The 25,319-nt window shown below is 67.6% G+C and carries 25 protein-coding genes; 13 read left to right on the top strand and 12 right to left on the bottom strand.

The genetic code is table 11. From position 1 onward, the window contains the following. Nucleotides 1-45: 45 nt before the first annotated feature. A complete protein-coding gene (locus tag ACQY8M_RS16560; RefSeq protein ID WP_428674116.1) occupies nt 46-348 on the top strand; it encodes a hypothetical protein in 303 nt (100 codons plus the stop codon). A 10-nt stretch (nt 349-358) separates the two neighbouring features. Here ACQY8M_RS16560 and ACQY8M_RS16555 read toward each other — a convergent pair whose 3' ends face one another. After that, the gene (locus tag ACQY8M_RS16555; RefSeq protein ID WP_428674114.1) at nt 359-1,618 is read right to left on the bottom strand and encodes an adenylate/guanylate cyclase domain-containing protein; all 1,260 of its coding nucleotides are present in this window, start codon (nt 1,616-1,618) and stop codon (nt 359-361) included. An 11-nt stretch (nt 1,619-1,629) separates the two neighbouring features. Beyond that, complete coding sequence (putA, locus tag ACQY8M_RS16550) at nt 1,630-4,986, bottom strand: bifunctional proline dehydrogenase/L-glutamate gamma-semialdehyde dehydrogenase PutA (RefSeq protein WP_428674112.1); 3,357 nt, start codon at nt 4,984-4,986, stop codon at nt 1,630-1,632. A gap of 34 nt (nt 4,987-5,020) precedes the next feature. Here putA and ACQY8M_RS16545 point away from each other — a divergent pair, with 34 nt between their 5' ends. From ACQY8M_RS16545 to ACQY8M_RS16530, 4 genes are all read left to right on the top strand, one after another. Then, entirely contained in the window at nt 5,021-5,986 is a 966-nt protein-coding gene (locus ACQY8M_RS16545) for a Bug family tripartite tricarboxylate transporter substrate binding protein (RefSeq protein WP_428674110.1), read from the top strand. A 4-nt stretch (nt 5,987-5,990) separates the two neighbouring features. Beyond that, a complete protein-coding gene (locus ACQY8M_RS16540; RefSeq protein WP_428674108.1) occupies nt 5,991-7,220 on the top strand; it encodes an aromatic ring-hydroxylating dioxygenase subunit alpha in 1,230 nt (409 codons plus the stop codon). Between the two features lie 4 nt (nt 7,221-7,224). After that, nucleotides 7,225-7,689, top strand: coding sequence for an aromatic-ring-hydroxylating dioxygenase subunit beta (locus ACQY8M_RS16535; RefSeq protein ID WP_428674106.1), 465 nt, complete (start codon nt 7,225-7,227; stop codon nt 7,687-7,689). An 85-nt stretch (nt 7,690-7,774) separates the two neighbouring features. Next, nucleotides 7,775-8,698, top strand: coding sequence for a PdxA family dehydrogenase (locus ACQY8M_RS16530; RefSeq protein ID WP_428674104.1), 924 nt, complete (start codon nt 7,775-7,777; stop codon nt 8,696-8,698). A gap of 106 nt (nt 8,699-8,804) precedes the next feature. Here ACQY8M_RS16530 and ACQY8M_RS16525 read toward each other — a convergent pair whose 3' ends face one another. The 4 genes from ACQY8M_RS16525 to ACQY8M_RS16510 are packed head-to-tail and all read right to left on the bottom strand — an operon-like array spanning nt 8,805 to nt 12,305. After that, on the bottom strand, nt 8,805-9,209 hold the full coding sequence (locus ACQY8M_RS16525; RefSeq protein WP_428674102.1) for a VOC family protein: 405 nt from the start codon (nt 9,207-9,209) through the stop codon (nt 8,805-8,807). Nucleotides 9,210-9,218: 9 nt separating this feature from the next. Then, the gene (locus tag ACQY8M_RS16520) at nt 9,219-10,949 is read right to left on the bottom strand and encodes a thiamine pyrophosphate-requiring protein (RefSeq protein ID WP_428674100.1); all 1,731 of its coding nucleotides are present in this window, start codon (nt 10,947-10,949) and stop codon (nt 9,219-9,221) included. 19 nt (nt 10,950-10,968) lie between these two features. Next, the gene (locus ACQY8M_RS16515; RefSeq protein WP_428674098.1) at nt 10,969-11,931 is read right to left on the bottom strand and encodes a Bug family tripartite tricarboxylate transporter substrate binding protein; all 963 of its coding nucleotides are present in this window, start codon (nt 11,929-11,931) and stop codon (nt 10,969-10,971) included. Next, nucleotides 11,925-12,305, bottom strand: a complete 381-nt coding sequence (locus ACQY8M_RS16510; protein ID WP_428674096.1) for an EthD domain-containing protein — start codon at nt 12,303-12,305, stop codon at nt 11,925-11,927. The genes ACQY8M_RS16515 and ACQY8M_RS16510 overlap by 7 nt, the downstream gene beginning before the upstream one ends. 28 nt (nt 12,306-12,333) lie before the next feature. Here ACQY8M_RS16510 and ACQY8M_RS16505 point away from each other — a divergent pair, with 28 nt between their 5' ends. From ACQY8M_RS16505 to hrpB, 3 genes are read left to right on the top strand one after another with little or no spacing between them, the layout of a single operon-like run. Further along, nucleotides 12,334-12,600 carry a type II toxin-antitoxin system Phd/YefM family antitoxin gene (locus ACQY8M_RS16505; protein ID WP_428674094.1) on the top strand — a complete coding sequence of 89 codons (267 nt, stop codon included), beginning with the start codon at nt 12,334-12,336 and terminating at the stop codon, nt 12,598-12,600. Then, the gene (locus tag ACQY8M_RS16500; RefSeq protein WP_428674092.1) at nt 12,600-13,028 is read left to right on the top strand and encodes a type II toxin-antitoxin system VapC family toxin; all 429 of its coding nucleotides are present in this window, start codon (nt 12,600-12,602) and stop codon (nt 13,026-13,028) included. The genes ACQY8M_RS16505 and ACQY8M_RS16500 overlap by 1 nt, the downstream gene beginning before the upstream one ends. 3 nt (nt 13,029-13,031) lie before the next feature. Then, nucleotides 13,032-15,452 (top strand): ATP-dependent helicase HrpB, encoded by a 2,421-nt coding sequence (gene hrpB / locus ACQY8M_RS16495; protein ID WP_428674090.1) that lies wholly within the window; start codon nt 13,032-13,034, stop codon nt 15,450-15,452. A gap of 302 nt (nt 15,453-15,754) precedes the next feature. On the opposite strand, the gene ACQY8M_RS16490 is transcribed toward hrpB, so the two are convergent. Together ACQY8M_RS16490 and ACQY8M_RS16485 are read right to left on the bottom strand one after the other, a co-directional pair. Further along, nucleotides 15,755-16,099: a cupin domain-containing protein gene (locus ACQY8M_RS16490; RefSeq protein ID WP_428674088.1), complete on the bottom strand. Its 345-nt coding sequence runs from the start codon at nt 16,097-16,099 to the stop codon at nt 15,755-15,757. Further along, nucleotides 16,096-16,284 (bottom strand): DUF2798 domain-containing protein, encoded by a 189-nt coding sequence (locus ACQY8M_RS16485; RefSeq protein ID WP_428674086.1) that lies wholly within the window; start codon nt 16,282-16,284, stop codon nt 16,096-16,098. The genes ACQY8M_RS16490 and ACQY8M_RS16485 overlap by 4 nt, the downstream gene beginning before the upstream one ends. On the opposite strand from ACQY8M_RS16485, the gene ACQY8M_RS16480 reads away from it, so the two are divergent. Further along, the gene (locus ACQY8M_RS16480; protein WP_428674084.1) at nt 16,283-17,833 is read left to right on the top strand and encodes an amidase; all 1,551 of its coding nucleotides are present in this window, start codon (nt 16,283-16,285) and stop codon (nt 17,831-17,833) included. The two genes, ACQY8M_RS16485 and ACQY8M_RS16480, sit on opposite strands and share 2 nt — an antisense overlap. A gap of 24 nt (nt 17,834-17,857) precedes the next feature. Beyond that, nucleotides 17,858-18,373: an adenine phosphoribosyltransferase gene (locus ACQY8M_RS16475; RefSeq protein WP_428674082.1), complete on the top strand. Its 516-nt coding sequence runs from the start codon at nt 17,858-17,860 to the stop codon at nt 18,371-18,373. A 27-nt stretch (nt 18,374-18,400) separates the two neighbouring features. On the opposite strand, the gene ACQY8M_RS16470 is transcribed toward ACQY8M_RS16475, so the two are convergent. The 3 genes from ACQY8M_RS16470 to ACQY8M_RS16460 all read right to left on the bottom strand — a co-directional run bounded on the left by ACQY8M_RS16470 (nt 18,401) and on the right by ACQY8M_RS16460 (nt 21,110). Next, complete coding sequence (locus tag ACQY8M_RS16470; RefSeq protein WP_428674080.1) at nt 18,401-19,249, bottom strand: DMT family transporter; 849 nt, start codon at nt 19,247-19,249, stop codon at nt 18,401-18,403. Nucleotides 19,250-19,319: 70 nt separating this feature from the next. Beyond that, nucleotides 19,320-19,856, bottom strand: coding sequence for a TetR/AcrR family transcriptional regulator (locus tag ACQY8M_RS16465; RefSeq protein ID WP_428674077.1), 537 nt, complete (start codon nt 19,854-19,856; stop codon nt 19,320-19,322). Nucleotides 19,857-20,009: 153 nt separating this feature from the next. Then, nucleotides 20,010-21,110, bottom strand: coding sequence for a P1 family peptidase (locus ACQY8M_RS16460; protein ID WP_428674075.1), 1,101 nt, complete (start codon nt 21,108-21,110; stop codon nt 20,010-20,012). A 50-nt stretch (nt 21,111-21,160) separates the two neighbouring features. Between ACQY8M_RS16460 and ACQY8M_RS16455 the strand changes: the two genes are divergently transcribed. Further along, nucleotides 21,161-21,796: a pyridoxamine 5'-phosphate oxidase family protein gene (locus ACQY8M_RS16455; protein ID WP_428674073.1), complete on the top strand. Its 636-nt coding sequence runs from the start codon at nt 21,161-21,163 to the stop codon at nt 21,794-21,796. Here the strand turns inward: ACQY8M_RS16455 and ACQY8M_RS16450 are convergent. Beyond that, nucleotides 21,736-22,260 (bottom strand): PaaI family thioesterase, encoded by a 525-nt coding sequence (locus tag ACQY8M_RS16450; protein ID WP_428674071.1) that lies wholly within the window; start codon nt 22,258-22,260, stop codon nt 21,736-21,738. The two genes, ACQY8M_RS16455 and ACQY8M_RS16450, sit on opposite strands and share 61 nt — an antisense overlap. Nucleotides 22,261-22,298: 38 nt before the next feature. Here ACQY8M_RS16450 and ACQY8M_RS16445 point away from each other — a divergent pair, with 38 nt between their 5' ends. Both ACQY8M_RS16445 and ACQY8M_RS16440 read left to right on the top strand, forming a co-directional pair. After that, complete coding sequence (locus tag ACQY8M_RS16445; protein ID WP_428674069.1) at nt 22,299-23,390, top strand: M14 family metallopeptidase; 1,092 nt, start codon at nt 22,299-22,301, stop codon at nt 23,388-23,390. 18 nt (nt 23,391-23,408) lie between these two features. Then, the gene (locus tag ACQY8M_RS16440) at nt 23,409-25,226 is read left to right on the top strand and encodes a patatin-like phospholipase family protein (RefSeq protein WP_428674067.1); all 1,818 of its coding nucleotides are present in this window, start codon (nt 23,409-23,411) and stop codon (nt 25,224-25,226) included. Nucleotides 25,227-25,319 lie beyond the last annotated feature (93 nt).

Genomic DNA, 25,319 nt, shown 5'->3' with positions numbered 1-25,319 from the left:
GGAGCCCCTGTAACCTGCCGACTGGAAGTGTACCGGGGGCTAAGTATGGTGAAGCGGCCGATCTTTGCGGGCCTGGCATTGGCGGCGACCTTGGGCGCCTGCAGCAGTAGTAGGGGACCGAGTGTCGCCTATACCACCCCCGGCTGGTATCTGGAGCGGCCGCGCCTGCTGCTGGTCAGTGGGCCGGAAATCTTTGCCGGACCAATGACTTACGAGGCCTGCGAGGCCAAGCGTGTCGAGTTCGAGACCTCGGTCCGGATGCTCTGCATCAACGAGAAGATGAAGCCCGGTCCGTTCGGGCCCTACACCTCCACGCCTCCCGCGACGCTGCAAAAGGAGCCGCTCTAGCCGATCTGCGTCAGGCTGCAGCGGGCTTCCGACCGATCACGTGCCAGACCTCCATCCGGTCAGCGCCCTTCACGTCGATCGTACCCTTGGCTTCGCACAGGTAGTCGCTTCCGACCAGTTGATAGGTCCTGCGCGTGATCTGGATCGTCCCGGCCTGGCCATGCGATTCCATGCGGCTCGCGAGGTTCACCGCTTCGCCCCACAGATCGTAGATGAACTTCTTGCGGCCGATTACGCCGGCCACCACCGGCCCGGAATTGATGCCGATCCGGAAGGCCAGCTTTTGGCCGCCAAAGGTGCGCTCCGCAACGGCCTCGCGCATGTCCATCGCCAGCTGTACCAGCACCCTGGCATGGTCATGACGCGCGCGCGGCACGCCTGACGCGACCATGTAGCAGTCGCCGATCGTCTTGATCTTCTCCAGTCCATGCTTCTCGACCAGGCCGTCGAAGCACAGGAAGACCTCGTTGAGGAGCTCGACCAGCGCGAGCGGCGTCATCGTCGCCGCCATCGGGGTGAAGCCGACGACGTCGGCGAACAGGATGCTCGCCGCGTCGTGCTGCGCGGCGATCGTCTTGTGCTCGGCCTTGAGCGCCTCGGAGATCTCCCTGGGGAGGATGTTGTGCAGCAGCATCTCCGAGCGTTCCTGGAAGAAGTTGCGCTGGCCGACGAAGTAGTAAAGCAGCACGAAAGCGATCGTGATCACGGCACCGACATTGAGGACGAAGAACCAGTTCACGAAGGCCTCGGGCAGGCCGGCCGGCGTGAGATAGGGCTGCAGGATCGCGCTCACCGCGAGCAGGGCAACGAAGCCCAGGATCCACAGCAGCGTGTCGCGCAATTCCTCGATCAGGAGCGAGGCGAGCGGGCACAACGCAGCCCAGATGACCACCACGCTCGATTCCCGGAAGCCGCCCAGGCTCATCATCAGGAGCCAGGGCAGGACCAGGTACATCAGCAGCTGGGTAAAGCGATAGAAGCGGAGGTTACGGGTCCAGGAGAAGAGCAGCGTGTTGACCGGCGTGACAGCCGTATAGAGGGCGGGAATGGCGGCGGACAACGGCACTCCGGCGACGAGATAGATCACGCTCCACAGCAACGTCAGCGGCAGCAGCCCGACCGAAAGCGCCACCATGAGCCGCTTCTGCAACGCTGTGTCAGTGCTGTCGGCCGGATCGGCGCCGACGTTCCCGGCCCAGACCAGCAGGCTCCGGACAACGCCGGCAGCCCAGCCTTGCCGCAGAGCGCTCGCTGCCAGATGTTGCTCCATTCCCGGCCTCCCTAGCCGATCGACATCAGGCTGGCATTACCTCCCGCAGCCGCGGTGTTGACGCTGACCGACACCTCGTCGACCAGGAATTCCAGCGGATAGGGTGCCACATGCACCGGCACGATCGGGCCCTCCCTCTCCGCCAGCCGCCGGGTCAGCGCCAATAGATCGTCCCGGCCGCCGGCAAACAACGCCGCCGAGATGTCCGGGGCATCGGGATCCAGGGTGACCCGGTTGCCGGTGCCGCGTGCCGCATTGGCCTGCGCCCGCAATTCCGACGGGTCGCGGGCGACGCAGAGGATCGCACCCTTCGATCGAAGCACATACTCGTTGCGCTCGCCGACCGGACCGGAGAGTTCGCCCACCAGCCCCTCCAGCGGCAACGGCGGACACGCCGACAGCAGCCGCCGCACGTAAAGCGGCCCGCCCGCCTTGGGTCCGGTGCCCGACAGGCCATGACCGCCGAACGGTTGCACGCCCACGACCGCGCCGATCACAGTGCGATTGACATAATGGTTGCCGGCTGCACTCAGGTCGGTCGCGCGCTCGATCGTCTCGTCGATCCGGCTGTGGACGCCGAAGGTCAGGCCGAAGCCGGTCGCGTTGGCCCGCCGCACGACGTCGTCCATCTCTTCGCGCCGATAGCGCAGGACGTGCAGCACCGGGCCGAACACCTCGCCCGGCAGGTCGGCGATCGACGAGATCTCGATGATCGTCGGCGGCACGAACAGCCCTGACGCCGTGGCGCCTTGGGTCACCACATGACCGCTCGTGCGCATCGCCGCGATATGGTCGGTGAGCCGCTTCTGCGCTTCGGCCGAGATGACCGGTCCGACGTCCGTCGACAGGCGGTTTGGATTGCCGACACCAAGCTCGGCCATCGCGCCCTTCAGCATCGGCAGGACGCGGCCGGCAATGTCTTCCTGCAGGCAGAGCACGCGCAGCGCCGAGCAGCGCTGGCCCGCCGAATCGAACGCCGAGGTGATCGCGTCGTTCACGAGTTGCTCGGGCAAGGAAGAGGAGTCGGCGATCAGGATGTTCTGCCCGCCGGTCTCGGCGATGAACGGCACGCGTCCGCGCTTGGCCAGCTCCTTGTTGATCGACCGCGCCGCCTCGGTCGAGCCGGTGAACACGACACCGGCGATCGTCGGATTGGCGACCAGCCGCGCACCGACCGCGCCGTCGCCCGGCAGGAATTGCAGCACGCCCGGCGGCAGCCCGGCACCGAGGAACAGTCGCACCGCCTGGGCGGCGATCAGCGGCGTCTCCTCCGCCGGCTTGGCGATGACGCCATTGCCTGCGGCGAGCGCACCGGCGATCTGGCCAGTGAATATTGACAGTGGAAAATTCCACGGGCTGATGCACGCTACGACGCCGAGCGGCCGGTGCGTTTCATTCGACCAATCCCGCACTTGTGCCGCGTAGTACCGTAGAAAGTCGACAGCTTCCCGCACTTCTCCCACGGCATTGGCGAAGGTCTTGCCCGCTTCGCGCACGATCAGACCGACCAGCGGCAGCATGCGCGCTTCCATCCGGTCGGCGACCCGCCGCAGGCACTCGGCACGCGCCGCGGGCGAGGCGCTCCAGGCCACCGCGCGGGCGCAGGCGGCGTCGACCAGCTCCGGCGTCGCCTCGACCACGGTACCGACCAGGTCAGTGAGGTCGGCCGGATTGTGCAGCTCGCGTGCCGCGCCGTCGCGCGGCCGATCGCCCAGCATGGGCTGGGCGCGCCAGCTCTCGCCACTGAGCGCCTTCGCCAAGGCGGCCAGCCGCTGCTCGTTGGTGAGATCGAGTCCCAGTGAGTTCGCCCGCTCGGCGCCGAACAGCTCGCGCGGCAGGGCGATCCGGTCGTGCGGTCGGCCGATCGGATCGAGCGCCCGCGCCTGCTCGACCGGATCGATCAACAGCCTGTCGACCGGAAAGTCCGGATCGGCGATCTGGTTCACGAACGAGGTGTTGGCGCCGTTCTCCAGCAGCCGCCGGACGAGATAGGCCAGCAGCGTCTCGTGCGTGCCGACCGGCGCATAGATGCGGCACGGCACGCCGAGCTTGTCCTTTCCGACGACCTCCTCGTACAGGCTCTCGCCCATGCCATGCAGGCACTGGAACTCGTACTGCCCCTTCGGCGCGATCGCATGGATCGTCGCCAGGCTGAGCGCGTTGTGGGTCGCAATCTGCGGGAACACCGCGTCGGTCGCGGCCAGGAGCTTGCGCGCGCAGGCGATGTAGGAAACGTCGGTGTGGATCTTGCGCGTGAAGACCGGAAAGCCTTCGAGCCCGTCGAGCTGGGCGCGCTTGATCTCGCCGTCCCAATACGCACCCTTCACCAGCCGCACCATCAGGCGGTGGCCGCTGCGCCGCGCCAGGTCGATCAGCCAGTCGATCACGAACGGGCAGCGCTTCTGGTAGGCCTGCACCACGAAGCCGATACCGTGCCAGCCCGCCAATTCCGGCTCGAAGCAAAGCCGCTCCACCAGGTCGAGCGAGAGCTCGAGCCGGTCGGCCTCCTCGGCGTCGATGTTGAAGCCGATGTCGAGCGCATGCGCCTGCACCGCCAGCGCCTTGAGCCGCGGATACAGCTCGGCATGGACGCGCTCGATCTGGCTGCGGCTGTAACGCGGATGCAGCGCCGACAGCTTGATCGAAAGGCCGGGACCGTCATGGACTCCACGACCGGCCGACGCCGAACCGATCGCCTGGATGGCAGCCGCGTAGTCGTCGAAGTACCGCCGGGCCTGCACCGCGGTCACCGCCGCCTCGCCCAGCATGTCGTAGGAATAGCGGAAGCCCTTGCGCACCCACGGGCGGCCGTTGTCCAGCGCCTCGTCGATCGTCTGGCCGGCGACGAACTGCTCGCCCATCAGGCGCATGGTCAGGTTCACGCCCGCGCGGATCAGCGGTTCGCCGCCGCGCGCCACGAGCCGGGTCAAGGCCGCCGACAGGCCGCGCTCGCTGTGGGTCGCGGTGAGCTTGCCGGTCAGCAGCAGGCCCCAGGTCGCGGCGTTCACGAACAGCGACGGGCTCCTGCCGAGATGAGCCTCCCAATGGCCGCCGCCGATCTTGTCGCGGATCAGCGCGTCGCGCGTCTCGTCGTCGGGAATGCGCAGCAGCGCCTCGGCGAGGCACATCAGCGCCACGCCCTCCTCACTGGCCAGCGAATATTCGCGGATCAGCCCCTCGACGCCGCCGCCCCGACTCTTCACCCGCATCCGCTCGACCAGCTGCCGCGCCAGCGCCGTCGCCACCTGCATCGTCCCGGCCGGCAAGGTGGCGGCGGCGATCAGGGGTGGCAGGCACTCGGGCTCCGGCCGCCGGTAGGCGGAGGTTATCGCTTCGCGCAGCGGACTTTTGAACGGCGGCGAGGACATGTCGCTCATCTCGGGTTGAGGCTAACATAGGGCGATGAGCCGCCGCTTCTACCTCACCTTGGCCGCCCTGTTGATCGCTTTGCCCGGCGCGGTCACCGCGCAGGAATGGCCGCAGAAGACCGTGCGTGTCGTGGTGCCCTTCCCAGCCGGCGGCTCGAACGACACGCTGTGCCGCATCGTCGCGGACAAGCTGTCGGGCGCGTGGAAGCAGCCGGTGATCGTCGACAACAAGGCCGGCGCCGGCGGCAATAACGGCGCCGAGATCGTCTATGGCGCGCCGGGTGACGACTACACGTTGCTGTGTAGCCCGCCCGGGCCGCTGTCGATCAACCACAATCTCTACCGGACGCTGCCGTACGATTGGTCGAAGTTCGTGCCGGTCACCGTGCTGGTGCTGACGCCCAACGTCATCACCGCGCGCAAGGACCTGCCGGCGGCCTCGGCACAGGAATTCATCGCCTACGCCAGGGCCAATCCCGGCAAGGTGACCTACGCCAGCCAGGGCAACGGCTCGACCTCGCACCTGTCGGCGCAGATGCTGGCGACACAGGCCGGACTCGACATGGTGCATGTTCCCTACAAGGGCGAGGGTCCGGCGCTGATCGACATCACCGCCGGCCGGGTCGACATCTTCGTCGGCAACATCTCCGCCGCCCTGCGCTTCGAGAAGAGCGGCCAGGTCAAGTTCCTCGGCCTCGCCGCGAAGAAGCGCAGCCCCGTGGCGCCCGACGTGCCGGACGCCGCCGAGATCGGCCTGCCCGGCCTGATCGCCTCGGCCTGGTTCGCCATCGTGGCGCCGCCCGGCACGCCCGATGCGATCGTCCAGAGGATCAACAAGGACACCGCCGCCGCCCTGAAGCTCGACGATGTGCGCGCGAAGTTCCTCGAGCAGGGCGCCGAGCCGCAAGGCGAGTCCACACAGGCGACCGGCGCCTTCATCAAGGAAGAGGAGGCGCGCTGGCGCGCCGTCATCACGTCAGCCAACGTGACGTTGGAGTAGCCGCATGGACACTTATATCTGGCCCGCCGAATCGCTCGCCCGCGTTCCCTACTGGGTTTACCAGGACCAGGAGAACTACGCCCGCGAGCTGCAGCGCCTGTTCGAAGGCGCGACCTGGAACTATGTCTGCCTCGAGGCCGACATCCCGAACAAGGGCGACTACCGCACCAACGTCGTCGGCGCGATGCCGGTGATCGTGGTGCGCGACGCGGACGGGTCGATCAACTGCTTCGAGAACCGTTGCGCCCATCGCGGCGCGCTGATCGCCTTCGATGACGGCGGCAATGTCCAGAACCAGTTCAAGTGCATCTATCACGCCTGGAGCTACGACCTCAAAGGCAACCTGCGCGGCATCGCCTTCGAGCGCGGCATCAACGGCGTCGGCGGGATGTCGAAGGACTTCAAGCGCAACGAGCATGGACCGCGCCGGCTGCGCACGACGACCTTGTGCGGGCTGGTCTTCGCCACGCTTTCGGATGCGACGCCGCCGATCGAGGACTTCCTCGGTCCCGAGATCCTGGGCCGCATCAGGCGCGTGCTGAACCGGCCGATCAAGGTGATGGGCCGCTTCACGCAGGTGCTGCCCAACAACTGGAAGCTCTATGTCGAGAACGTCAAGGACACCTACCACGCGTCCCTGCTGCACCTGTTCTTCGGCACCTTCCGCATCACGCGCCTGACGCAGGGTGGCGGCGTGCTGGTGAGCGCCGACGGCGGCCACCACGCGAGCTACACGATCGACAAGTCGGACGACCGCCAGAGCACCGCCTATCGCGACCAGGGCATCCGCACCGAGAACGCCGACTACAAGCTGGCCGACCCCAGCCTGCTCGACACGGTCAAGGAGTTCGGCGACGACATTCAGCTCCAGATCCTGTCGGTCTTCCCAGGCTTCATCCTGCAGCAAATCCACAACTGCCTCGCCGTCCGCCAGGTCGTGCCGAAGGGCACGGGCGAGATGGATCTCAAATGGACCTATTTCGGCTTCGCCGACGATCCGCCGGAGATGACGCGGCGGCGGCTGAAGCAACAGAACCTCGTGGGGCCGGCCGGCTTCGTGTCGATGGAGGACGGCTGCGTCGGCGGCTTCGTGCAGCGCGGCATCGCCGCTGCCGGCGAGCAGGAATCGGTAGTCGAGATGGGCGGCACGGGCGCCGAGAGCCAGGAGACGCGCGCGACCGAGGCTTCGGTGCGAGGTTTCTGGAAGGCCTATCGCCACCACATGGGCTACTGAACCGATGGACGTCTCGCGCCTCGTCGAGCTGAACGCCGCCTATGCGCGCGCCATCGACAACGAGAAGTTCGAGGAGTGGCCGGACTTCTTCCTCGACCCTTGCCTCTACAAGGTGACCACGGCCGACAACGTCGCGCAGGGCCTCGAGTCCGGCGTGATGTACGCCGATTCGCGCGGCATGCTGCAGGATCGCATCTCGGCGCTGCGCCAGGCCAACATCTACGAGCGCCAGCGCTACCGCCACATCGTCGGCCTGCCGGTCGTCCTCGGAGAGGCCGGCGGCGCGGCCGATGTCGAGACGCCGTTCCTGATCGTGCGCATCATGCGCGACGGCAGGATGGAGGTCTTTGCCACCGGCTGCTACCACGACAAGGTCCGTATGGACGCCGCCAACACGCCGCGCTTCGCCGAGCGCATCGTCGTCTGCGACGGCGGCCGCTTCGACACCCTCGTGGCGATTCCGTTTTGACGATCATGTTTCTTCGCTGGGGGCGCGTCACTCCAGTGACGCGTCAGGCTCATGATCGCGCCACTGGAGTGGCGCGCCCCCAGCCATGAGGATCGCCATCACCCTGGGCGATCCCAACGGCATCGGGCCGGAAGTCACGATCAAGGCGGCGCTGCACTTCGCGCGCCACCCGAACATCAAGCCGCTGCTGGTCGGCGACGGCTTCGTGATCGAGAACAACGCCAACCGCCTCGGCCTCGACGCCACACCGCCCTTCGTTGATGCCGAAGCGCTCGAACCGGCGGGCTACTCGCCCGGCACGCTCGACCCGCGCGCCGGCAGGGCCACGGTTTCCTATGTCGAAACCGCGGTGCGCCTCGTCCGCGAGGGCAAGGCCGACGCGATCATCGGCTGCCCGCACTCGGAGACCGCGGTGAACCGCGCGGGCATACCCTTCAGCGGCTATCCCGGCCTGGTCGCCGACCTCACCGGCATGCCGCGCGAGCGCGCCTTCATGATGCTGACGGCCAAAGGCCTCAAAATCGTGCACGCGACCCTGCACGAGTCGGTGAGCGCCGCCCTCGCCCGACTCTCACCCGAACTCGTGATCGCCGCCGCCGAGGCGATCGTGGCGACCGCGCACCGCCTGGGCGAGAAGCCTCCGACCATCGGCGTGTTCGGCATCAACCCGCATGCCGGCGAGGACGGGTTGTTCGGTGACGACGACGAGCGCGTGACCAAGCCGGCGGTGGCCGAACTGAAGAAGCGCGGCATCGCCGTCGACGGGCCGATCGGCGGCGACCTGCTGCTGAGCCAGCGCAAGCACGACGTCTACCTAGCCATGTTCCACGACCAGGGCCACATCCCGATCAAGCTGATCTCGCCGCTTCGCGCCTCGGCCATGACGATCGGCGTACCAGTGCTGTTCGCGTCGGTGGCGCATGGCTGTGCTTTCGACATCGCCGGAAAGGGCATCGCCGATCCCACCGGCGTGATCGAGACGATCGAGCTGCTGGCCGGCGCGGCATAGCCCTTCCCGTCGTCCCGAGCGGAGCCGAGGGACCTCCTCCTGCGACAGACGTTGCATGAAGAGGTGCCTCGAGGGCGCTTCGCTCCGGTCGGGATGACGAAGGGGCCTATTTGTACGATGAGACCTCGATCAGGTTGCCGTCGGGGTCCCGGCAGTAGACCGAGACGATCGTGCCCATGGCGCCCTGCTTGTCGCCGGGGCCGACTTCGATATCGACGCCGCAGGCTTTGAAGTGATCGACGACCTGCTGTGGCGTCGACCCGGTCAGAAAGCAGAGATCGTCGCTGCCGGCGGCCACCTGACGGCCGGTGAACCATTCCTTCTGTGTAACGGAGGTCGGCCGCAGGTTGATCTTCTGACGGCCGAAATGCATCGAGGTGCGCATCTTTCCCGGCGCCCGCTCCTGGACCTCGCGCTTCATGCCGAGCACGCGCGCGTACCAGGCCGCGGCAGCTTCCACGTCCTTCACGTTGATGACGAGATGATCGAGGGCTTCGACGGTAAGCGACATCGGGATCTCCTACAATTTGGTGACGCGGGCATGCAGCACGGCGGAGTGGCCGCCCTTCACGGCGGCGACGCAGCGCGCGACAGCGGCTTCGACGGCGTCCGGGTCGCTGACCAGCTCGCCATATGCGCCGGCGGCTTCGGCGACCTTGGAGAAATCCATGTCGGGCGCGAGGGTCGAGCCGAACTCGCCTTCGCTGCGCGCATCGCCGTCCGGATAGACACGCAGCGTCGCTTCCTTCACGGCGGACCAGCCGGTGTTGTCGACCACGACCGTCAGAACCGGCAGCTTGTACTGGCGGCCGACCGCCAGGCTCGATTGCGGGTTGGAGAAGTAGAACGTGCCGTCGCCGACGACCTGCACGATCGTGCGCTCGGGCCAGGCGAGCTTCAGGCCGAGCGACATCCCGCCCGAGAAGCCGAGCCCGCCGCCGGACAGGCCGATCAAGGTGCCGGGCTTCGTCCGCGGCATCTGCTGGAAGACGGCCGGCCCGTTGCGGATCGCCTCGTTCAGCACGACGTCGGTCGGCTCGAGCGCCCTGGCCAGAACGGCACAAAGATAGTGTGGGTTGATCTCGCCCGGCTGGCCGCGATTGGCGGCGAGCTTTGCCGTCTGCTCGCGGCGGGCCGCCGCCTCCTCCGCCATCCTGGCGACGCGGTCGGAAGCGCGGGTCCTGAAGCCCTCGTCGGCGCGTGCCTTCAGGGCGGCCAGCAGGTCGCTCAGGATGCGATGACTGTCGCCCGCCAACCGCAGGTTGCCGGGGAAGGTCCAGATCGGAAAATTGCGCTTCTCGGCATCGACGTCGATATGCGCCCACCAGGTCGCGGGATTGTCCGGCATGTCGCTCGGGATCCACGGCACGTCGACATCGACCAGCAGGCCGACATCGGCGTCGGTCAGCGCCCTGGCCGGCGAGAAGCCGCCGTGGCAGGGCGAATCGTGCGGCAGGTTGACGTAGAGCGGATTGAACTCGACGACGCGGATGCCGGCGAAGCGCGCCAGCTCGTCAAGCACCGCGACGGTGGCATGGTTGCGTCCGGCATAGGAAGCGATCAGCAGCGGACGCTCCGCCGCGAGCAGGCGCGTGACCAGCGGCTCGAGCGCGGCGGAATCGACGCCGCGCGCCGCGACGGCGCCGAAGCGCTCGGCCGGATAGGAATTGATCTCGCCCTCGCTCCAGGTCGCGGTCAGCGTCTCGCGCGGGAAGGTCATGTAGACCGGGCCCTTGGGATCGCTCTCCATCACCGTGTGGGCGCGGCGCAGCGCCTCCTTGGCGATCACGCCGGACGGCAGGTTATATTCCCACTTGGTGTAGGGCCGCACGATGCTCGCCTGGTCGAACGGCTCCTGCACGAAATGCACGTAGGTGTCGCGCGTGCCGAGCAGCTCGTTGCGCGTGGTGTAGGGAGCCTTGCCGGCCATCAGCATCACCGGCACCCGCGCGCGGCAGAGATTGTGCAGTGCCATCGCCGAGTTCGCCGTGCCGGCATCGACATGCACCATCACGCCCTGCCCGCGTCCGGTGGCGATGGCATAGCCCGCCGCCATATGCACGGCCGTGTTCTCGTGCGGGCAAAGAATGGTCGTCGGCATCTTGCGGCCGCCGCGTTTGAAGCTCGCCATCGCCTCGATCAGCGGCGCGTGGTCGGTGCCGAAGTTGCAGAACAGGTAGTCGAAGCCGATCTCGTTCAGCCCTTCGAGGAAGTAATGCGCGGTCGAATGGCGCGCCTGGTTGCTGTCCATGCGAACGGATCCCCCGGGCTCAGTCGAGCTTGATGTTGGCCTTGCCCGCGACCGCCTTCCAGCGGGCAATGTCGCTCGCGATCAGCTCGCGGAACTCCTTCACGGTGGTGGCGCGCGGATCGACGTTGATCGCCTCGAGGGCGTTGTGCACGGCCGGCATGTCGATCGTGTCGCTGATCGCGTCCTGAAGGTGCTCGATGATCTCGGCAGGCGTGCCCGCCGGCGCCACGATGCCGGTCCACAGCTCGATCTCCATGTCGGCGATGCCCGATTCGGCGAAGGTCGGCACGTCGGGAAAGGCGGGTGGCCGCTTGGCCGTGGTGATGGCGAGCGCTCGCAGCTTGCCGCCGTCCATCGGCCCCGCCATCGGCCCCGAATCTGAGATCGTCATCAGCACCTGCCCGGACACGACCGCCTGCACGGCGTCGCCGCTGCCGCGAAAGGGAATGTGCTGAAAGGACGACCCGGTACGCTGGTTGAACAGCTCCGCGGCAAGCTGGAACGGCGTGGCGCTGGAGGCATAGTTCGCAAGCTTCGGATTGGCGCGCGCGAATTCCACCAGCTCCTTCACGGACTTCACCGGCTGCCCGGCGCCTACCGCCAGCAGCAGCGGGAACTCGGCGAGCAGGGAGATCGGCGCGAAGTCCTTCACGGGATCGTAGGGCAGCTTGCCGTAGACCGCGGGATTGATGGTCATCGGCCCGCTCGGCGCGATCAGCAGCGTGTAGCCGTCGGGCGCGGCCCTGGCGACGATCTCGGCCGCCACGATCGACTGGGCGCCCGGCTTGTTGTCGACCACCACCGGCTGGCCGAGCTTGTCCTGCAGCTTGGCTGCGACGATGCGCGCGATCAGGTCGTTGCCGCCACCGGGCGTGTAGCCGACTACCAGGCGGACCGGTTTCACCGGGTAGTTGGGCTGCGCCCGCGCCGCCCCGATCGCCGGCAGCGCCGCGCCCAGCGCAAGGAGAGATCGTCTCAGCATGCGCTGCCAGCGTAGATCACTTGCTCACGGTTGAGCCAGAGTGGCGAATTGGGCAGGTCGATGAATTTCGCCTCGTCCTCCAGCAGCAGCCGCCCCGCCTCGCGGGCCTCGGGATGGCGCCGCGCGGCGCGAAAGCTCTCCTCGCTCTCCCACCACAGTTCAGCCACGCCGTCATAGGGCTCCGGCGCGCCGCGCACCTTGCGCATGCCGTCGGCGAGATCGGTGTCGAGGCGATGGACCTGCACGTAGCGCACCATGCCGAGCGCCGGCTGCAGCCGACGCACCAGCGGCCCGTGCTTGTTCACCCAGTAATCCTGGAACTCGGCCAAGGTCAGGCCGGGCCGCCGGCGCAGACAGAACGTCAGCTTGAGCAATGACGTTTCTCCCACGATTGCCTATTGTATGACCAGTTTTCTGGTCATGAGAGACATCGCCGTGATCACTGTCAACTTGGCCCAGGCCAAGGCCCGCCTCAGTGAACTGCTCGACAAGGTGGAGAACGGCGAAGCATTCGTCATCACCCGCCACGGCAGGCCCGCGGCCAACCTGTCGGCCGTCTCATCTCCGAAGCAGCCCTTGAAGCCAATGGCCGCGTTCCGCGCCCGCATGCCGCGCCTGCGCCGGTCCAGCACGATCCTGCTGCGCGAGGCACGGGACGAGAGCCTTTAGTGCTGTATTTCGACGTCAGCTTCCTCGTTCCCCTTTTCCTCCAGGAGCAGACCAGCACGAGAGTGGAGCGTGCCTTTGCCAAACTCGCCGGCCGGAGTCTCGCCATAAGCCATTGGACGCGGGTCGAATTCTCCTCGCTCTTGGCCCGCGAAGTGCGGATGAGCGGACTGGCAGCCGACGCGGCCCATGAGGTGGATGCGGAATTCGAGACCGTGGCCTCCGCCTCCTTGCTTGTCCAGTTGCCGGGCGCCGATGATTTCGCACTCGCAAAGGAGTACCTCGCACGCCATCGAAGCGGCCTGCGCGGTGGCAACGCGCTCCATTTGGCGATTGCCCGCAACCATGGAAGCGAGAGGATCTACAGCTTGGACAATACGCTGCTCAAGGCGGGCCAGGTTCTCGGCCTGCCGGTAGTGCGCGGCCTATAGGCCATGGAGTCGTTGCCCGTCGACGAAGCCTTGCCGCGCCTCGAGGCAGTGCTGGCCGAGCGCTCGGCCGCCGTGCTGGTCGCGCCGCCAGGCGCGGGCAAGACGACGCGCGTGCCGCTGGCGTTGCTCGATGCGCCGTGGCTCGGCGGGCGGAAAATAGTGATGCAGGAGCCGCGGCGGCTGGCCGCGCGCGCGGCGGCACGGCGCATGGCGGAGACGCTCGGCGAGCCTGTCGGCGAGACCGTGGGCTATCGCGTGCGGTTCGACAGCAGGGTCGGACCGCGCACGCGCATCGAGGTCGTGACCGATGGGCTCTTCCTGCGGATGCTGCAGGACGATCCGTCGCTCGAGGGCGTCGGCTGCGTGATCTTCGACGAGTTGCACGAGCGCGGCCTGGAGACCGATCTGTCCTTCGCGCTGGTGCGCGAGTCGCAACAGGCTTTGCGCGAGGACCTGCGGGTAATAGCCATGTCGGCGACGCTCGATCCCGGGCCGGTATCGGAGCGGCTGGGCAGCGCGCCGCTGGTCGAGTCTGCGGGCCGCATGTTCCCGGTCGAGACGCGCTACCTCGACCGTGAGGCAGGCGGTCGGATCGAGGACACGGTGGCGAGCGCGATACGCAATGCGCTGGCACAAGAGGACGGCAGCGCACTGGTCTTCCTGCCGGGCGTCCGAGAGATCCGCCGGGTCGAGGAGCGACTGAGCGGGCTCGGCGCCAACATCGACGTAGCGCCATTGTTCGGCGATCTGTCGCCAGCCGAGCAGGACCGCGCGATCGCCCCCTCGCCGCCCGGCCGGCGCAAGGTCGTGCTCGCGACCTCGATTGCCGAGACCAGCCTCACCATCGAGGGTGTGCGGATCGTGATCGACGGCGGGCAAATGCGGGTGCCGCGCTTCTCGCCGCGCTCGGGCATGACGCGGCTGGAGACGGTGCGGGTGAGCCAGGCGTCGGCCGACCAGCGGCGCGGCCGCGCCGGACGCCTCGAACCCGGCGTCTGCTACCGGCTGTGGACCGAGGAGGCGCAGCGCGGGCTGCTGCCGTTCACGCCGCCGGAGATTCTCGACGCCGATCTGGCGCCGCTCGCGCTCGAGCTGGCCGCCTGGGGCGTGAACGACGCTGGCACCCTGCCGTGGCTGACCCCGCCGCCGGCCTCCGCGCTCGCGACGGCGCGCGAGCTGCTGCTCGATCTCGGCGCGATCGGGCCCTCGGGCGCGATCACGCCGCACGGCCGAACCATGGTCCGGCTCGGCCAGCATCCGCGGCTTGCGCATCTCGTGCTCAAGGGGCGCGAACTGAAGCAGGGAAAGGTCGCCGCGCTGATCGCAGCCATCCTGGGCGAGCGCGACTTCCTGCGCGAGCGCGACGTCGATCTGCGACACAGGGTCGATATCGCCTTGAGCGGACGCGCGCCGCGGCTGATCCAGGAAGCGGCGCGGCGGCTCACACCGCGCGACGCGCGCGACGAGACGCCCGATGCCGCGAAGACCGGTGCCCTGTTGGCCCTCGCCTATCCCGACCGCATCGGACGCCGGCGCGCGGCGACGGCGAACCGCTATCTCCTGTCCGGGGGACGTGGCGCCGTTCTGCCCGAGGGCGACCCCATGGCGAACGAGGAATTCGTGGTCGTGGCCGAAACGGACGGTGCAGCGCAGGACGCGCGCATCTTTCTCGCCGCGGCGATCGACAGGGGCGACATCGAGGAGCTCTACGAGGACCGGATCGTCGACGAGCAGGTCGTGGAATGGAACGTGCGCGACAACACGGTGCTGGCCCGGCGGCGGCGGCGGTTGGGCGCGCTGCTCATCGAGGACAAGCCGCTCGGCAAGCCGGATCCGGAAAAGGTGAAGGCCGCGATGCTGGACGGCATCCGCCGGCGCGGCCTGCCCTGGACCGACGAGCTGCGCGACTGGCGTCGACGCATCGCCTTCCTGCGCGGTATCGACGAGAGCTGGCCCGACCTGTCCGACAAGGCCTTGCTCGCCTCGGTCGGAGACTGGCTGGCCCCGTTCGTCGACGGAGGATCGAAGCGCATCGACTTCGCCGCCGCGCTCAAGACGCTGGTGCCGTGGGACCGCCAGCGCCAGGTCGACTCACTGGCGCCGACCCATGTCGAGGTCCCGAGCGGCTCGCGCGTGCCGATCGACTACGCCAATCCCGCCGAGCCCGCGCTTTCCGTCAGGCTGCAGGAGATGTTCGGCCTCACCGACACCCCGAAAGTGGGTGGCGGCAAGGTGCCGGTGCTGATCCATCTCCTGTCGCCGGCGCGGCGGCCGGTGCAGGTCACGCGCGACCTCGCGAGCTTCTGGAGCAACGGCTACAAGGCGGTGAAGGCGGAGCTCAAGGGCCGCTATCCGCGGCACTACTGGCCGGACGATCCGCTGGTCGCCGAACCGACCGCGCGCGCGAGGCCGCGCCGCTCCTAGCTCCGCTTGAGTCGCTGAACTGCACCGAAACCCGTCAAACCGGGTTCCTCCCTGCGCGCAGCGCGGGAAGGGAACGACCTCCCAGATGCCTTCCGGCTCTGCCGAGACGATGGGGGCGATCTATCTCGTTCATGCCCCGGAAACTCCGCGAAGTCTTCCCGGGGTTTCCGGGGCACTCATCCCGGCTTCCCTCCGCTATCCTGAGCAGCGCCCGCGCCGCGTCGTAGGCGGCACGTCTTGTCGGTCCGAGGCGCAGCCTCGCTGGTTCGCCACCGAGGTCAGGAAGGCGGCCGCGAGGGCGCTCATCGGGAGTGTATGGCCAGCCACACCGTCGGCGGATCGGCCTGCGTCCATTCGACCCGATGGCGCCTGTGCGCAGGGATTTCGATCCAATCGCCAGGCACGAGATCGATGCTGATATCGCCGGGTTGGAACCGCAGCCGCGCCGCGCCCGCCAGCAGCACGACGAACTCGTCGTCGGGCTGGTCGTACCAGAAGTCGGGCGCGCTCGCCTGGCCGGTCGAGACGATGCGTTCGATGCGTAGCCGCGAATGTTCCTCGACCAAGCTGTCGACCTGTTCCTCGGCCAGGCGGAGTGGCAGGCCTGTCAGGAGGTTGCCACGGCGCGGGCCGTGCGAACGGGTCATCGTGCACCCCGCCCCTCTTCTTCGATGATCATCGACAGGCACCGCCGCACCACCGGCATCATCACCAACATCGTCGGGAAGGCGATCGCCCAGGCGATCATCCACGACGCCATCCAGGCGCGGAATACGCCCGGCACCGAGCCGAGCGCTCCCCAAGTGGCGACACCCGAAACCAGGAAGGTCATGAAGAACGACGTGCCCAAGGGCAGGGCGAAGCGCATCCAGGAGGCAGGGAGTTTCTTCACGTCGGGCCGCACAATATGCTACGGCCATACCATGTCCAATGCCCTGCCGTTCCAGACCGCCAAGCAGCTCGCCTCGGCGATCCGGAAGAAGAAGATCGGCTGCCTCGAGCTGCTCGATCTCTACCTCGAACGCATCGAGGCCCATAATCCCGAGCTCAATGCGATCATCGCCATGGATGCCGAGGGCGCGCGCAAGCGGGCCAAGGCAGCCGACCGGGCGGTGAAGGCGGGCAGGAAGCTCGGGCCGCTGCATGGCGTGCCGATGACCCTGAAGGAGTCCTACGACATCGCGGGCTACCCCACGACCTGGGGCAATCCGGCGTTCAAGGACCAGAAGGTCGACAAGAATTCGCTCGCCGCCCAGCGCCTGGTCGATGCCGGCGCGACCCTGTTCGGCAAGACCAACGTGCCGCTGAACCTGGCCGACTGGCAGAGCTACAACGAGGTCTACGGCGTCACGAAGAACCCGTGGGACCTGTCGCGCACGCCGGGCGGCTCGTCCGGCGGCTCGGGCGCGGCGCTCGCAGCCGGGCTGACCGGGCTCGAGGCCGGCAGCGACATCGGCGCCTCGATTCGCAACCCCGCACACTATTGCGGCGTTTTCGGCCACAAGCCGACCTTCGGCGTGGTCTCGCCGCGCGGCCATGCGCTCGCCGGCAATGTCGCGCAGGCCGACATCAGCGTGTGCGGTCCGTTGGCCCGCGGCGCGGAGGATCTCGAGATCGCCATGGACGTGATGGCCGGGCCGGACGAGATCGACGGTCGCGGCTGGACGCTCACCCTGCCGCGCTCGAAGAAGAAGACACTGCGCGAGTTAAAGGTCGCGGTCGTGCTCTCCGATCCCAACTGCGAGGTCGACCAGTCGGTGCAGGACGAGCTGCAGAAGCTCGCCACCTTCCTCGGCAAGCAGAAGGCCAGGGTGAGCGACACCGCGCGGCCGGCGATCGACACGGCCGAGCAGAACGACGTCTATGTCCGCCTGCTGCGCGCGGCGACCTCGGGCCGCATGACCGACGAGGCCTGGCACCAGGCGGCGCGCGACGCCGCTGCCCTGCCCGATTCGGACATGAGCTACTTCGCCCAGATGCAGCGCGGCAACTCGCTGTCGCATCGCACCTGGCTGGCGCTCAACGAGAAGCGCCACCGCATGCGGCTCGCCTGGGCCGAATTCTTCGAGAACTACGACCTGCTGCTTTGCCCGGTCGCGGTGACCGCGGCTTTCCCGCACGATCACAGGGACCCGCGCCACGAGCGCACCATCGTCGTCAACAACAGGCAGGTGCCGGTGGTCGACCAGATCTTCTGGGCCGGCTACTCGGGCGTAACCTACCTACCCGCCTCGGTCGCTCCCATCGGCCAGACCGGCGACGGCCTGCCGATCGGGGTGCAGATCGTCGGCCCGCAATACGGCGACTACGACTGCATCCAGTTCGCCAAGCTGCTGGAGAAGGAATATCGCAGCTTCGTGCCGCCATCCGCCTATCAGTAAGCTGGCCTATCAGTAAGGAGCGAGATGAATCTCAAGGACCATATCCGGTCGATCCCGGACTTCCCCAAGCCCGGCATCCTCTTCTACGACATCTCGACCCTGCTGGCGCACGCCAAGGCCTGGCACGAGACGATCGAGCAGATGGCAGCGGCGATCCGGCCGCACAAGCCCGACGTGCTGGCCGGCATCGAATCGCGCGGCTTCCTGCTGGCCGCGCCGCTCGCGATCGCACTCGGCACGGGCTTCGTGATGCTGCGCAAGAGCGGCAAGCTCCCCGGCATCACGGTGCGCCACACCTACGCGCTCGAGTACGGCACCGACGAGATCGAGATCCAGGCCGACGCCATCGAACAGGGCAAGCGCGTCGTGCTGGTCGATGACCTGCTCGCCACCGGCGGCACGCTGGCCGCAGCGGTCACCCTGCTGCAGACGGTCGGCGCGGTCGTGCCGGCTGCGGCCTGCGTCATCGAGCTCACCTTCCTGGACGGCCGCAACAAGGTCCCGGTGCCGGTCGAGACCCTGCTGAAGTACGACAGCTGAGCGGCTTCCTCTTGGGGGCGGATGAAATCAGGCGGGCTGGCGCTGCGTGATGGCCACGCCGGCGATGCAAGTGACGGCGCCGGCGACCAGCATTGCCGTGAGGGACTCGTGCAGGAAGATCACCCCTGCGACGATCGCGAAGACCGGCTGCAGCAGCCCGAAGGGCGCCACGCGTGTCATCGAGCACCGCCCGATCAGCCAGAACCACAGGCCAAACCCGAGAATTGCGCCGAGCAGCACGGTGTACAGGAAGGCCATCCATGACGTGAGACTGGCGGCGCGGAGCGACTCGATCTGCCCATGCTCAAGCACGAAGGACGCAACCAGCACCTGCGGAACGGTGAAGAGCGACATCCAGGCCATGAGCTTCAGAGGCTCGAACGGGCCATAGCGCTTGGTGAGCACGCTTCCGGCTGCCATGGCGAATGTCGAGGCGATCACGAACAGGGTCGGGACGACCTCCACCGATACGATGGTTTCGACAACGGTAAGGGCGACGCCGCCGAAGGCGAAAACGACACCGAGGATGACCCGCATCGAGAGCCGCTCGCCAAGCAGAGGCCAGGCGAGGATCAGCGTGAACGGTGTCGTCAGCTGAATGGCAATGCCCGCGACACTTGCCGATCCATGGGCTAGCCCGGTGAAGACCAATCCGAAATTCAGGCCGCCGACGAAGATCGAGATGACAGCGATCCGCCCGAGCTCGCGCCCGGTCGGCCATCCAACGAAGGGAAGCAGGAGCGCCGCGACGACGGCAAAGCGCAAGCCGACGAAGAACAACGGTGGAAACGCCGTCAGGCCGACCTTGATCACGACGAACTGGAAGCCCCACAGCAGGGGCACGAGCACGGCGCACGCGATTTGGGTCGGGGTCATGGAGTTTCCTTTTACGACCGAACAGTCCATATATCGGCGTGCCTGTACGATGCTCGGGTCATGCGACGACCTACTTTGCGAAGCGGTCGATGAGGGTCTGGACGACGGCTTGCGACAGGCGCCGGTCCGGGCTTGCCTTGCCGACGACACGCATGCCTTCGAGGAGGCAGAGAAGCAGGCGGGCGACGGTCGCGGGCGCGACACCATCGACCAGCTCGCCATCGGCCTGCGCGCGCGCCAATGCCTCGGTCAGACGGGCTTCCATCGTCTTGAAGAACCGCCGGATACGCTGCTCTACCTCGGTGTCGTGGCCGGCCAGTTCCATGGCGGTTGCCACTACCAGGCATCCGCGCTTGCCGCTAACCCCACTGGTCCGCTCGACATAGCCGGCAAGGCAGGCCCGCACACCCGCCAGGGCGCTTCTTCGCGGATCAAGCTCGGCGTCGAGACGCGTCAAGGCCTCGGCGATGTAGCGCTCGAGAGCGCACAAAAAGAGCCCGTGCTTGTCGCCAAAGGCTGCATAGAGGCTTCCGCGCGAGAGATCCGTCGCCTCGAGCAGATCAGGCAGCGACGTGCCGTGATAGCCGGACGACCAGAATACGCCCATGGCGCGCTCTACGGCTGCGTCAGTGTCGAACTCGCGGGGCCGGCCGCGCGGCAGTGAGGTTTGGCGTGCCATGCCTTATATATGGACTGACCGGTCTTTAAACGCAAGCGCGCCTTCCCGGCCGGCCGCTCGATTGCCTGGCGGACCGCGCACTCACGCGCGCTGCTCGGGCCGGTACCTCCGCATCACCTCTTGCAGGAGGTCGAGCGGCAGGGCGTGGATGGTGCGGGCGTCCCGGCCGGACATGGTCTCGGCCATGCACATGGCGTTGAGGATCGCCTCTTCGGTCGCCTCGGCCGCGGCCTGGAACAGGCTCGTCATCGCGTCGGGCGCGAGCATCTTCACGGCGCTGATCCTGTCGTTCTGGCCGACGTGATTGCCGGTGGAGAAGGCGATGAAGATGTCGCCGCTTCCATTGGCACCGATGCCGCCGACCCATGAGAGCCCTGTCGTGGCCCGGCGGGCGAGCCGCTGGCACTGGATCGGAATGAGAGGCGCGTCGGTCGCCAGGACGACGATAATGGAACCTTCCGTCGTCGGGGGCGGATTTGCTCTCTTGCCCGAGCGATGTGCCGGCACGACGTCGGGGCCGATCTCGCGACCGACGGGCACGCCATCGACGCGCAACAGATCGCGTGCGCCATAGTTCGCCTGCACCAGCGCGCCGACCGTATAGCGCTCGCCATTTTCGACGACGACGCGCGACGCCGTGCCGGTACCGCCCTTGAACTCGTGACAGATCATGCCGGTACCGCCTCCGACATTGCCCTCGGCGATGGCGCACCCGCCAACCGCGCTATCGAACGCAGCAAGCGCGTGCTCTTGCGTCAGCGTGAAAGCCTGGATATCGCTCAGCCAGCCATCGTAGGTCTCGGCAACGACCGGCAGATGAAAGACCTGGGAAGCGCCATCGCGCACCGCCAGTGCGGTAATGGCGTCCCGCACGATCCCGACCTGATAGGTGTTGGTGATGCCGATCGGCGCGCCGAGCAAGCCTTGCTCCGCGAGCCACGGAAGTCCGGTCATCTCGCCGTTGCCGTTGAAGGAAAACGTTCCCGCGAAGACGTAGTCGGTCCAGATCTCCCGTCCGCGCGGCCAGATGGCGGTGACTCCGGTACGGGCGATCCTCGGCATGTCCTGGATGACGGTCGCGTAACCCACCTTGACGCCCGCCACATCGGTGATGGCGTTGAGCGGTCCGGGCGGCAGGGTTCCGGTTTGGAGGCCGAGATCGCGCAGGCGGGCACGAGGCATTGCTTCACTCCTGTGATACGATCATCAGGATCAGGTATTGCCGAGGCTCCATGACCGACCCGATCGACCGCGCTCCCTTCTACCATGACGGCATGCGCGAGCTGCAGGACCGCTTCGACGGCCGCCGCGTCGCCGACGGCCTCGAGAAGAATCGCCTCCACTTCGAGTTCTGGGAACAGGAGCGCAAGCTCATCGAAGAGGCAAGAGTCTTCTTCATCGCGAGCAGCTATCAGGACAACGTCGATTGCTCGATGCGATCGGGCGATCCCGGCTTCGTCAGGATCACCGGGCCCGACACGCTCGAGTACCCCGAGTACGACGGCAACAACATGTACCGCACGCTCGGCAACATTCACCGCAACCCGAACGTCGGCCTGCTGTTCGTGCGCTTCGACGGCAAGACGTTCCGCGCGCGCATCCGGGGCAAGGCAGCGATCCACGACGACGCGGAAACGCTTGCCGCGCACCATGGTGCGAAAGTCGTCGTCCGTGTCAAATGCGAGATCTTTCCGAACTGCCCGCGCTACGTTCCGGACCTGATGGGCCCATCGGCGGCCATACCGGCGAACCCGTTCGTTCCCCGGCCCGGGCACGAGCCGCCGCCGCCCGAATGGAAGAGCCGCGATTACCTCAAGGACGTGCTCTCGAAGTACGATCCCCATCGCAAGCGCGACGCCGAGCTATAGCGAGCCGGCGTGGCTGTCGGCCCGGTTGAAGGCCCCTGCCTTGTCCGGGAGCACGGCAAAGGTCGAGAGCGACTGTGCGATCGGCTCCGCCGAGCCGTCAGTAAACATCTCGACCTCGCCAAATCCGTCGAGCGGCCGACCTTCACGGCACGCGCAACGCCGATCACGTCTCGCCGCACGGCGGCACGCAGGAAGTTCGTGGTTTGCGAGATCGTCGCGAGGGTCGCGAATCGCCCGAGCTTCTCGCAAATCGCCAGCACCATGACGGTATCGACCATGGCCATCATCGCCTGGCCGATCACTACGCCGCCCGGTCGAGCGATCCGGTCATCGAACGGCAGGCGAATGCGCAATTCGTCGGGCGAGACATGCTCGACACGGAGCTTGAGGTCCCAGATCCAGGGGCCGAAATTGCCGCCGGGCGAGAGCTGGGCTTGCGCTGTTTCTAACGTGAAGAATGCCATGGCCGCAGCATGCTAGCATGCCGGCGGGAGGAGTATTGATGGTTTCGATTTCCGGGTGCTTTTCCGAGAGCTATGCCGAGGCACGGACCAAGTTCTGCGGCGCTGCGGCAACGGCGGGCGGCGCGATCCGGTCGTGGCTCAATCCTCACGCCCGGGGGCCGGACGGCGAGCGGCTCTTTCTCGACACGGCGCGCTTCGGTCCGGCCGATGCGTCGAACATGCTGGTGCTGATCTCGAGCACGCACGGTGTCGAAGGCCACTGCGGCTCGGGCGCACAGATCGCCTGGCTGGCGACCGGCCGCGCCGCGACGTTGCCCAAGGATACCGGCGCGTTGATCGTGCACGCGATCAACCCCTACGGCTTCGCCTGGACGCGGCGGGTGAACGAGGACAACGTCGACCTCAACCGCAACTTCGTCGATCACGACAAGGCGTACCCGAAGAACGACGGCTATCTCGCCATCGCCGACGCCGTCCTGCCCGCGGAATGGAGCGAGGAGAGCAAGGCTGCGAGCGACCGCGTCTTCGATTCCTATGCCCAGAAGCACGGCGCCTACGCGCTGCAGGGCGCGATCAGCAGCGGCCAGTACAGCCATCCCGACGGCATCTTCTTCGGCGGGGCGAAGCCGACCTGGAGCAACCGCACCATCCGCGCCATCGCGCGCGAGGAGCTCGGCCGCGCGCGGCGGGTCGGCATCATCGACTTCCACACCGGCCTCGGACCGTTCGGCCATGGCGAGCTGATCTGCGCCGTGCCACCCACCGCCAAGTCGTTTCCGCGCGCGAAGGCGTGGTACGGCGACGAGCTGACCTCGCCCGAGGGCGGCACCTCCACGTCGGCGATCGTGGTCGGTATCATGACCGACGCCTTCCCGCAGGAGCTGCCCGACGCCGAGGTCACACCGGTCGCCATCGAGTACGGTACCTATCCGGTGCCCGAGGTGCTAGGCGCAGTGCGCGCCGACAACTGGCTGCACCAGCGCGGCGACCTCGCCTCGCCGCTCGCGCGCGAGCTCAAGGCCGACATGAAGGAGCGCTTCTTCCCGGCCGGCGACAAATGGCGCGAGATGGTGTGGTCGCGCGCCGACCAGACGATCGGCTGGGCGCTCAGGGGCTTGACCGCCGGATGAGCCCAGAATGAGCCCGGGATGAGCATCGCCGAGCCGAGCACGGATTCGGCCCGGCTGCGGCTGCGGCGCGCGTTGGCCCGCGCGCCGCTGTTCGCCGATCTCGATGCGCCCAGCATGGCGGCGATCGAGCGCGAGCTGACGCCGCTGGTGCTTCCCGGCGGTGCCCCGTTGTTCCATCAGGGCGAACCGGCCGACGCGGTCTATGTCGTGGCGAGCGGCTGCCTCGGCGTTTTCCGCCACGACGAGGACGATGCCGCCGAAGGCGGACCGGCGCTGATCGCCGAGATCACGCCCGGCAACATCGTCGGCGAGATGTCCTTGCTGTCACACAGCCAGCGCACGCGCAGCGTCGCGGCGCTGCGCGACAGCGAGGTGTGGCGCCTGTCGCAGGAGAGCTTCGACGGTCTCACCGGACATCATCCCGAGGTGCTGCCCGCCCTGATGCGCAACGTCGCGGCGCGCAACGCCATGGGGCCGAGCAAGCGCCGCCGCCAGCCGCGCACCTTCGCGCTGCTGCCGGCCGGACGGGACGTGCCGGCAGGACGCTTCTCGGTGTTGCTCGAAGCCGCCCTCGGCCGGATCGGCGGCGAGGTCCAGGTGCTCGGCCAGGATTCCGTGCACGAGGAGCCCGAGTGGTTCGCGCGCTGCGAGATGGATTGCGCCTTCGTGCTCTATCGCGCCGATCCGGCCCTCACGCCATGGACCGAGCTCTGCCTGCGCCAGGCCGACTGCCTGGTCGTGATCCGCAACGCCGCTTCCGAAGAACCGACGAAGTTGCCGTTCGAGATCGAGGCGGCCCAGCCGGACGCCGTGTTCCATCGCCGCCGCGAGCTCGTGCTGCTGCATGAGGGCCATGATCCGAAGCCGGGATCGACGAGCAGCCAGCTCGCGGGGGGCCTGTACGGCCAGCATCACCACGTCCGGCTCGACCTGCCGTCCGACTTCGACCGGCTGGCGCGGCTGATCACCGGCCACGCGGTGGGCGCGGTCATGGCCGGCGGCGGCGCGCGCGCCTTTACTCATATCGGCGTGGTGAAGGCCCTGCGGCAGTCGGGCGTGCCGATCGACCAGGTCGGCGGCACCAGCATGGGCGCGATCGTTGCCGCGGCGGTTGCCGCGCGCTGGACCGACGTCGAGCTCGCCGAGCGCTTCCGCCGCTCCTTCGTCGCCGCCAATCCGCTCAGCGACTACACGCTGCCCTTCGTGTCGCTGTTCGGCGGACGGCGGGTGACCACGCTGCTGCGTACCGCGTTCGGCGACAAGGATATCGAGGACCTGATTCTCCCCTTCTACTGCGTCACCGCCAACCTCACGACGTCCAACGCCGACACCCACACCACGGGCCGGCTGTGGCGCTGGCTGCGCGCCTCGGTGTCGCTGCCGGGCGTTCTGCCGCCGGTCAACGATACGGGCCAGGTCCATGTCGACGGCGGCGTGATCGACAACCTGCCGGTCCGGGTGATGCGGCGGCAGGGCCGTGGACTGACCATTGCGGTGGACATCGACACCGGCGGTGCGCTGGCCGCAGGCGCCGATGTCGAGGAACCCTGGTCGGCGTGGGAGTTCTTCCGCCGCCTGGTGTGGAAGCGCGAGGAGACCCTGCCGATCCCCTCGATCGTGCGCATCCTGCTGCGCTCCGCCTTGGTCGCGAGTGCCGCACGCACGGCCGAGGACCGCGCCGCGGCCGATCTGCTGATCGTGCCGCCGATGGACAAGTTCGACCTGCTCGACTGGACCAGCTTCGATGCCGCCATCGAAGCGGGCTATGCGGCCACCATGAAGGCGCTCGACAAGGCACGTACCCTGCCGGTCGGCGCCCGGATTTTCGTGAGCTGATGCCGTGCCGCCTGCCTTCGGCGCTGCTCCCTACGCACATCTGTGGCGGCGCCCAGCCTCGCTCCCTCGCTTCGTCCGGGATGACACCGGCGG

Origin of the sequence: Reyranella sp., from assembly GCF_965279465.1 — a bacterium.
Taxonomy (GTDB): Bacteria; Pseudomonadota; Alphaproteobacteria; order Reyranellales; family Reyranellaceae; genus Reyranella.
This window is presented reverse-complemented; position numbering and strand designations above follow the sequence as displayed.

What these genes read in the sequence shown, in the direction of transcription:
- ACQY8M_RS16555 (WP_428674114.1), bottom strand. Translation starts at nt 1,618, where the DNA reads ATGGAGCAACATCTGGCAGCGAGCGCTCTGCGGCAAGGCTGGGCTGCC.
- ACQY8M_RS16530 (WP_428674104.1), top strand. Translation starts at nt 7,775, where the DNA reads ATGAGGATCGCCATCACCCTGGGCGATCCCAACGGCATCGGGCCGGAA.
- ACQY8M_RS16485 (WP_428674086.1), bottom strand. Translation starts at nt 16,284, where the DNA reads ATGACCTTCCTGGTTTCGGGTGTCGCCACTTGGGGAGCGCTCGGCTCG.
- ACQY8M_RS16440 (WP_428674067.1), top strand. Translation starts at nt 23,409, where the DNA reads ATGAGCATCGCCGAGCCGAGCACGGATTCGGCCCGGCTGCGGCTGCGG.
- ACQY8M_RS16455 (WP_428674073.1), top strand. Translation starts at nt 21,161, where the DNA reads ATGACCGACCCGATCGACCGCGCTCCCTTCTACCATGACGGCATGCGC.
- ACQY8M_RS16460 (WP_428674075.1), bottom strand. Translation starts at nt 21,110, where the DNA reads ATGCCTCGTGCCCGCCTGCGCGATCTCGGCCTCCAAACCGGAACCCTG.
- ACQY8M_RS16505 (WP_428674094.1), top strand. Translation starts at nt 12,334, where the DNA reads ATGACCAGTTTTCTGGTCATGAGAGACATCGCCGTGATCACTGTCAAC.
- ACQY8M_RS16450 (WP_428674071.1), bottom strand. Translation starts at nt 22,260, where the DNA reads ATGGCATTCTTCACGTTAGAAACAGCGCAAGCCCAGCTCTCGCCCGGC.
- ACQY8M_RS16560 (WP_428674116.1), top strand. Translation starts at nt 46, where the DNA reads ATGGTGAAGCGGCCGATCTTTGCGGGCCTGGCATTGGCGGCGACCTTG.
- hrpB (WP_428674090.1), top strand. Translation starts at nt 13,032, where the DNA reads ATGGAGTCGTTGCCCGTCGACGAAGCCTTGCCGCGCCTCGAGGCAGTG.
- ACQY8M_RS16475 (WP_428674082.1), top strand. Translation starts at nt 17,858, where the DNA reads ATGAATCTCAAGGACCATATCCGGTCGATCCCGGACTTCCCCAAGCCC.
- ACQY8M_RS16545 (WP_428674110.1), top strand. Translation starts at nt 5,021, where the DNA reads ATGAGCCGCCGCTTCTACCTCACCTTGGCCGCCCTGTTGATCGCTTTG.
- ACQY8M_RS16525 (WP_428674102.1), bottom strand. Translation starts at nt 9,209, where the DNA reads ATGTCGCTTACCGTCGAAGCCCTCGATCATCTCGTCATCAACGTGAAG.
- ACQY8M_RS16520 (WP_428674100.1), bottom strand. Translation starts at nt 10,949, where the DNA reads ATGGACAGCAACCAGGCGCGCCATTCGACCGCGCATTACTTCCTCGAA.
- ACQY8M_RS16515 (WP_428674098.1), bottom strand. Translation starts at nt 11,931, where the DNA reads ATGCTGAGACGATCTCTCCTTGCGCTGGGCGCGGCGCTGCCGGCGATC.
- ACQY8M_RS16535 (WP_428674106.1), top strand. Translation starts at nt 7,225, where the DNA reads ATGGACGTCTCGCGCCTCGTCGAGCTGAACGCCGCCTATGCGCGCGCC.
- ACQY8M_RS16540 (WP_428674108.1), top strand. Translation starts at nt 5,991, where the DNA reads ATGGACACTTATATCTGGCCCGCCGAATCGCTCGCCCGCGTTCCCTAC.
- ACQY8M_RS16490 (WP_428674088.1), bottom strand. Translation starts at nt 16,099, where the DNA reads ATGACCCGTTCGCACGGCCCGCGCCGTGGCAACCTCCTGACAGGCCTG.
- putA (WP_428674112.1), bottom strand. Translation starts at nt 4,986, where the DNA reads ATGTCCTCGCCGCCGTTCAAAAGTCCGCTGCGCGAAGCGATAACCTCC.
- ACQY8M_RS16465 (WP_428674077.1), bottom strand. Translation starts at nt 19,856, where the DNA reads ATGGGCGTATTCTGGTCGTCCGGCTATCACGGCACGTCGCTGCCTGAT.
- ACQY8M_RS16470 (WP_428674080.1), bottom strand. Translation starts at nt 19,249, where the DNA reads ATGACCCCGACCCAAATCGCGTGCGCCGTGCTCGTGCCCCTGCTGTGG.
- ACQY8M_RS16480 (WP_428674084.1), top strand. Translation starts at nt 16,283, where the DNA reads ATGAAGAACGACGTGCCCAAGGGCAGGGCGAAGCGCATCCAGGAGGCA.
- ACQY8M_RS16445 (WP_428674069.1), top strand. Translation starts at nt 22,299, where the DNA reads ATGGTTTCGATTTCCGGGTGCTTTTCCGAGAGCTATGCCGAGGCACGG.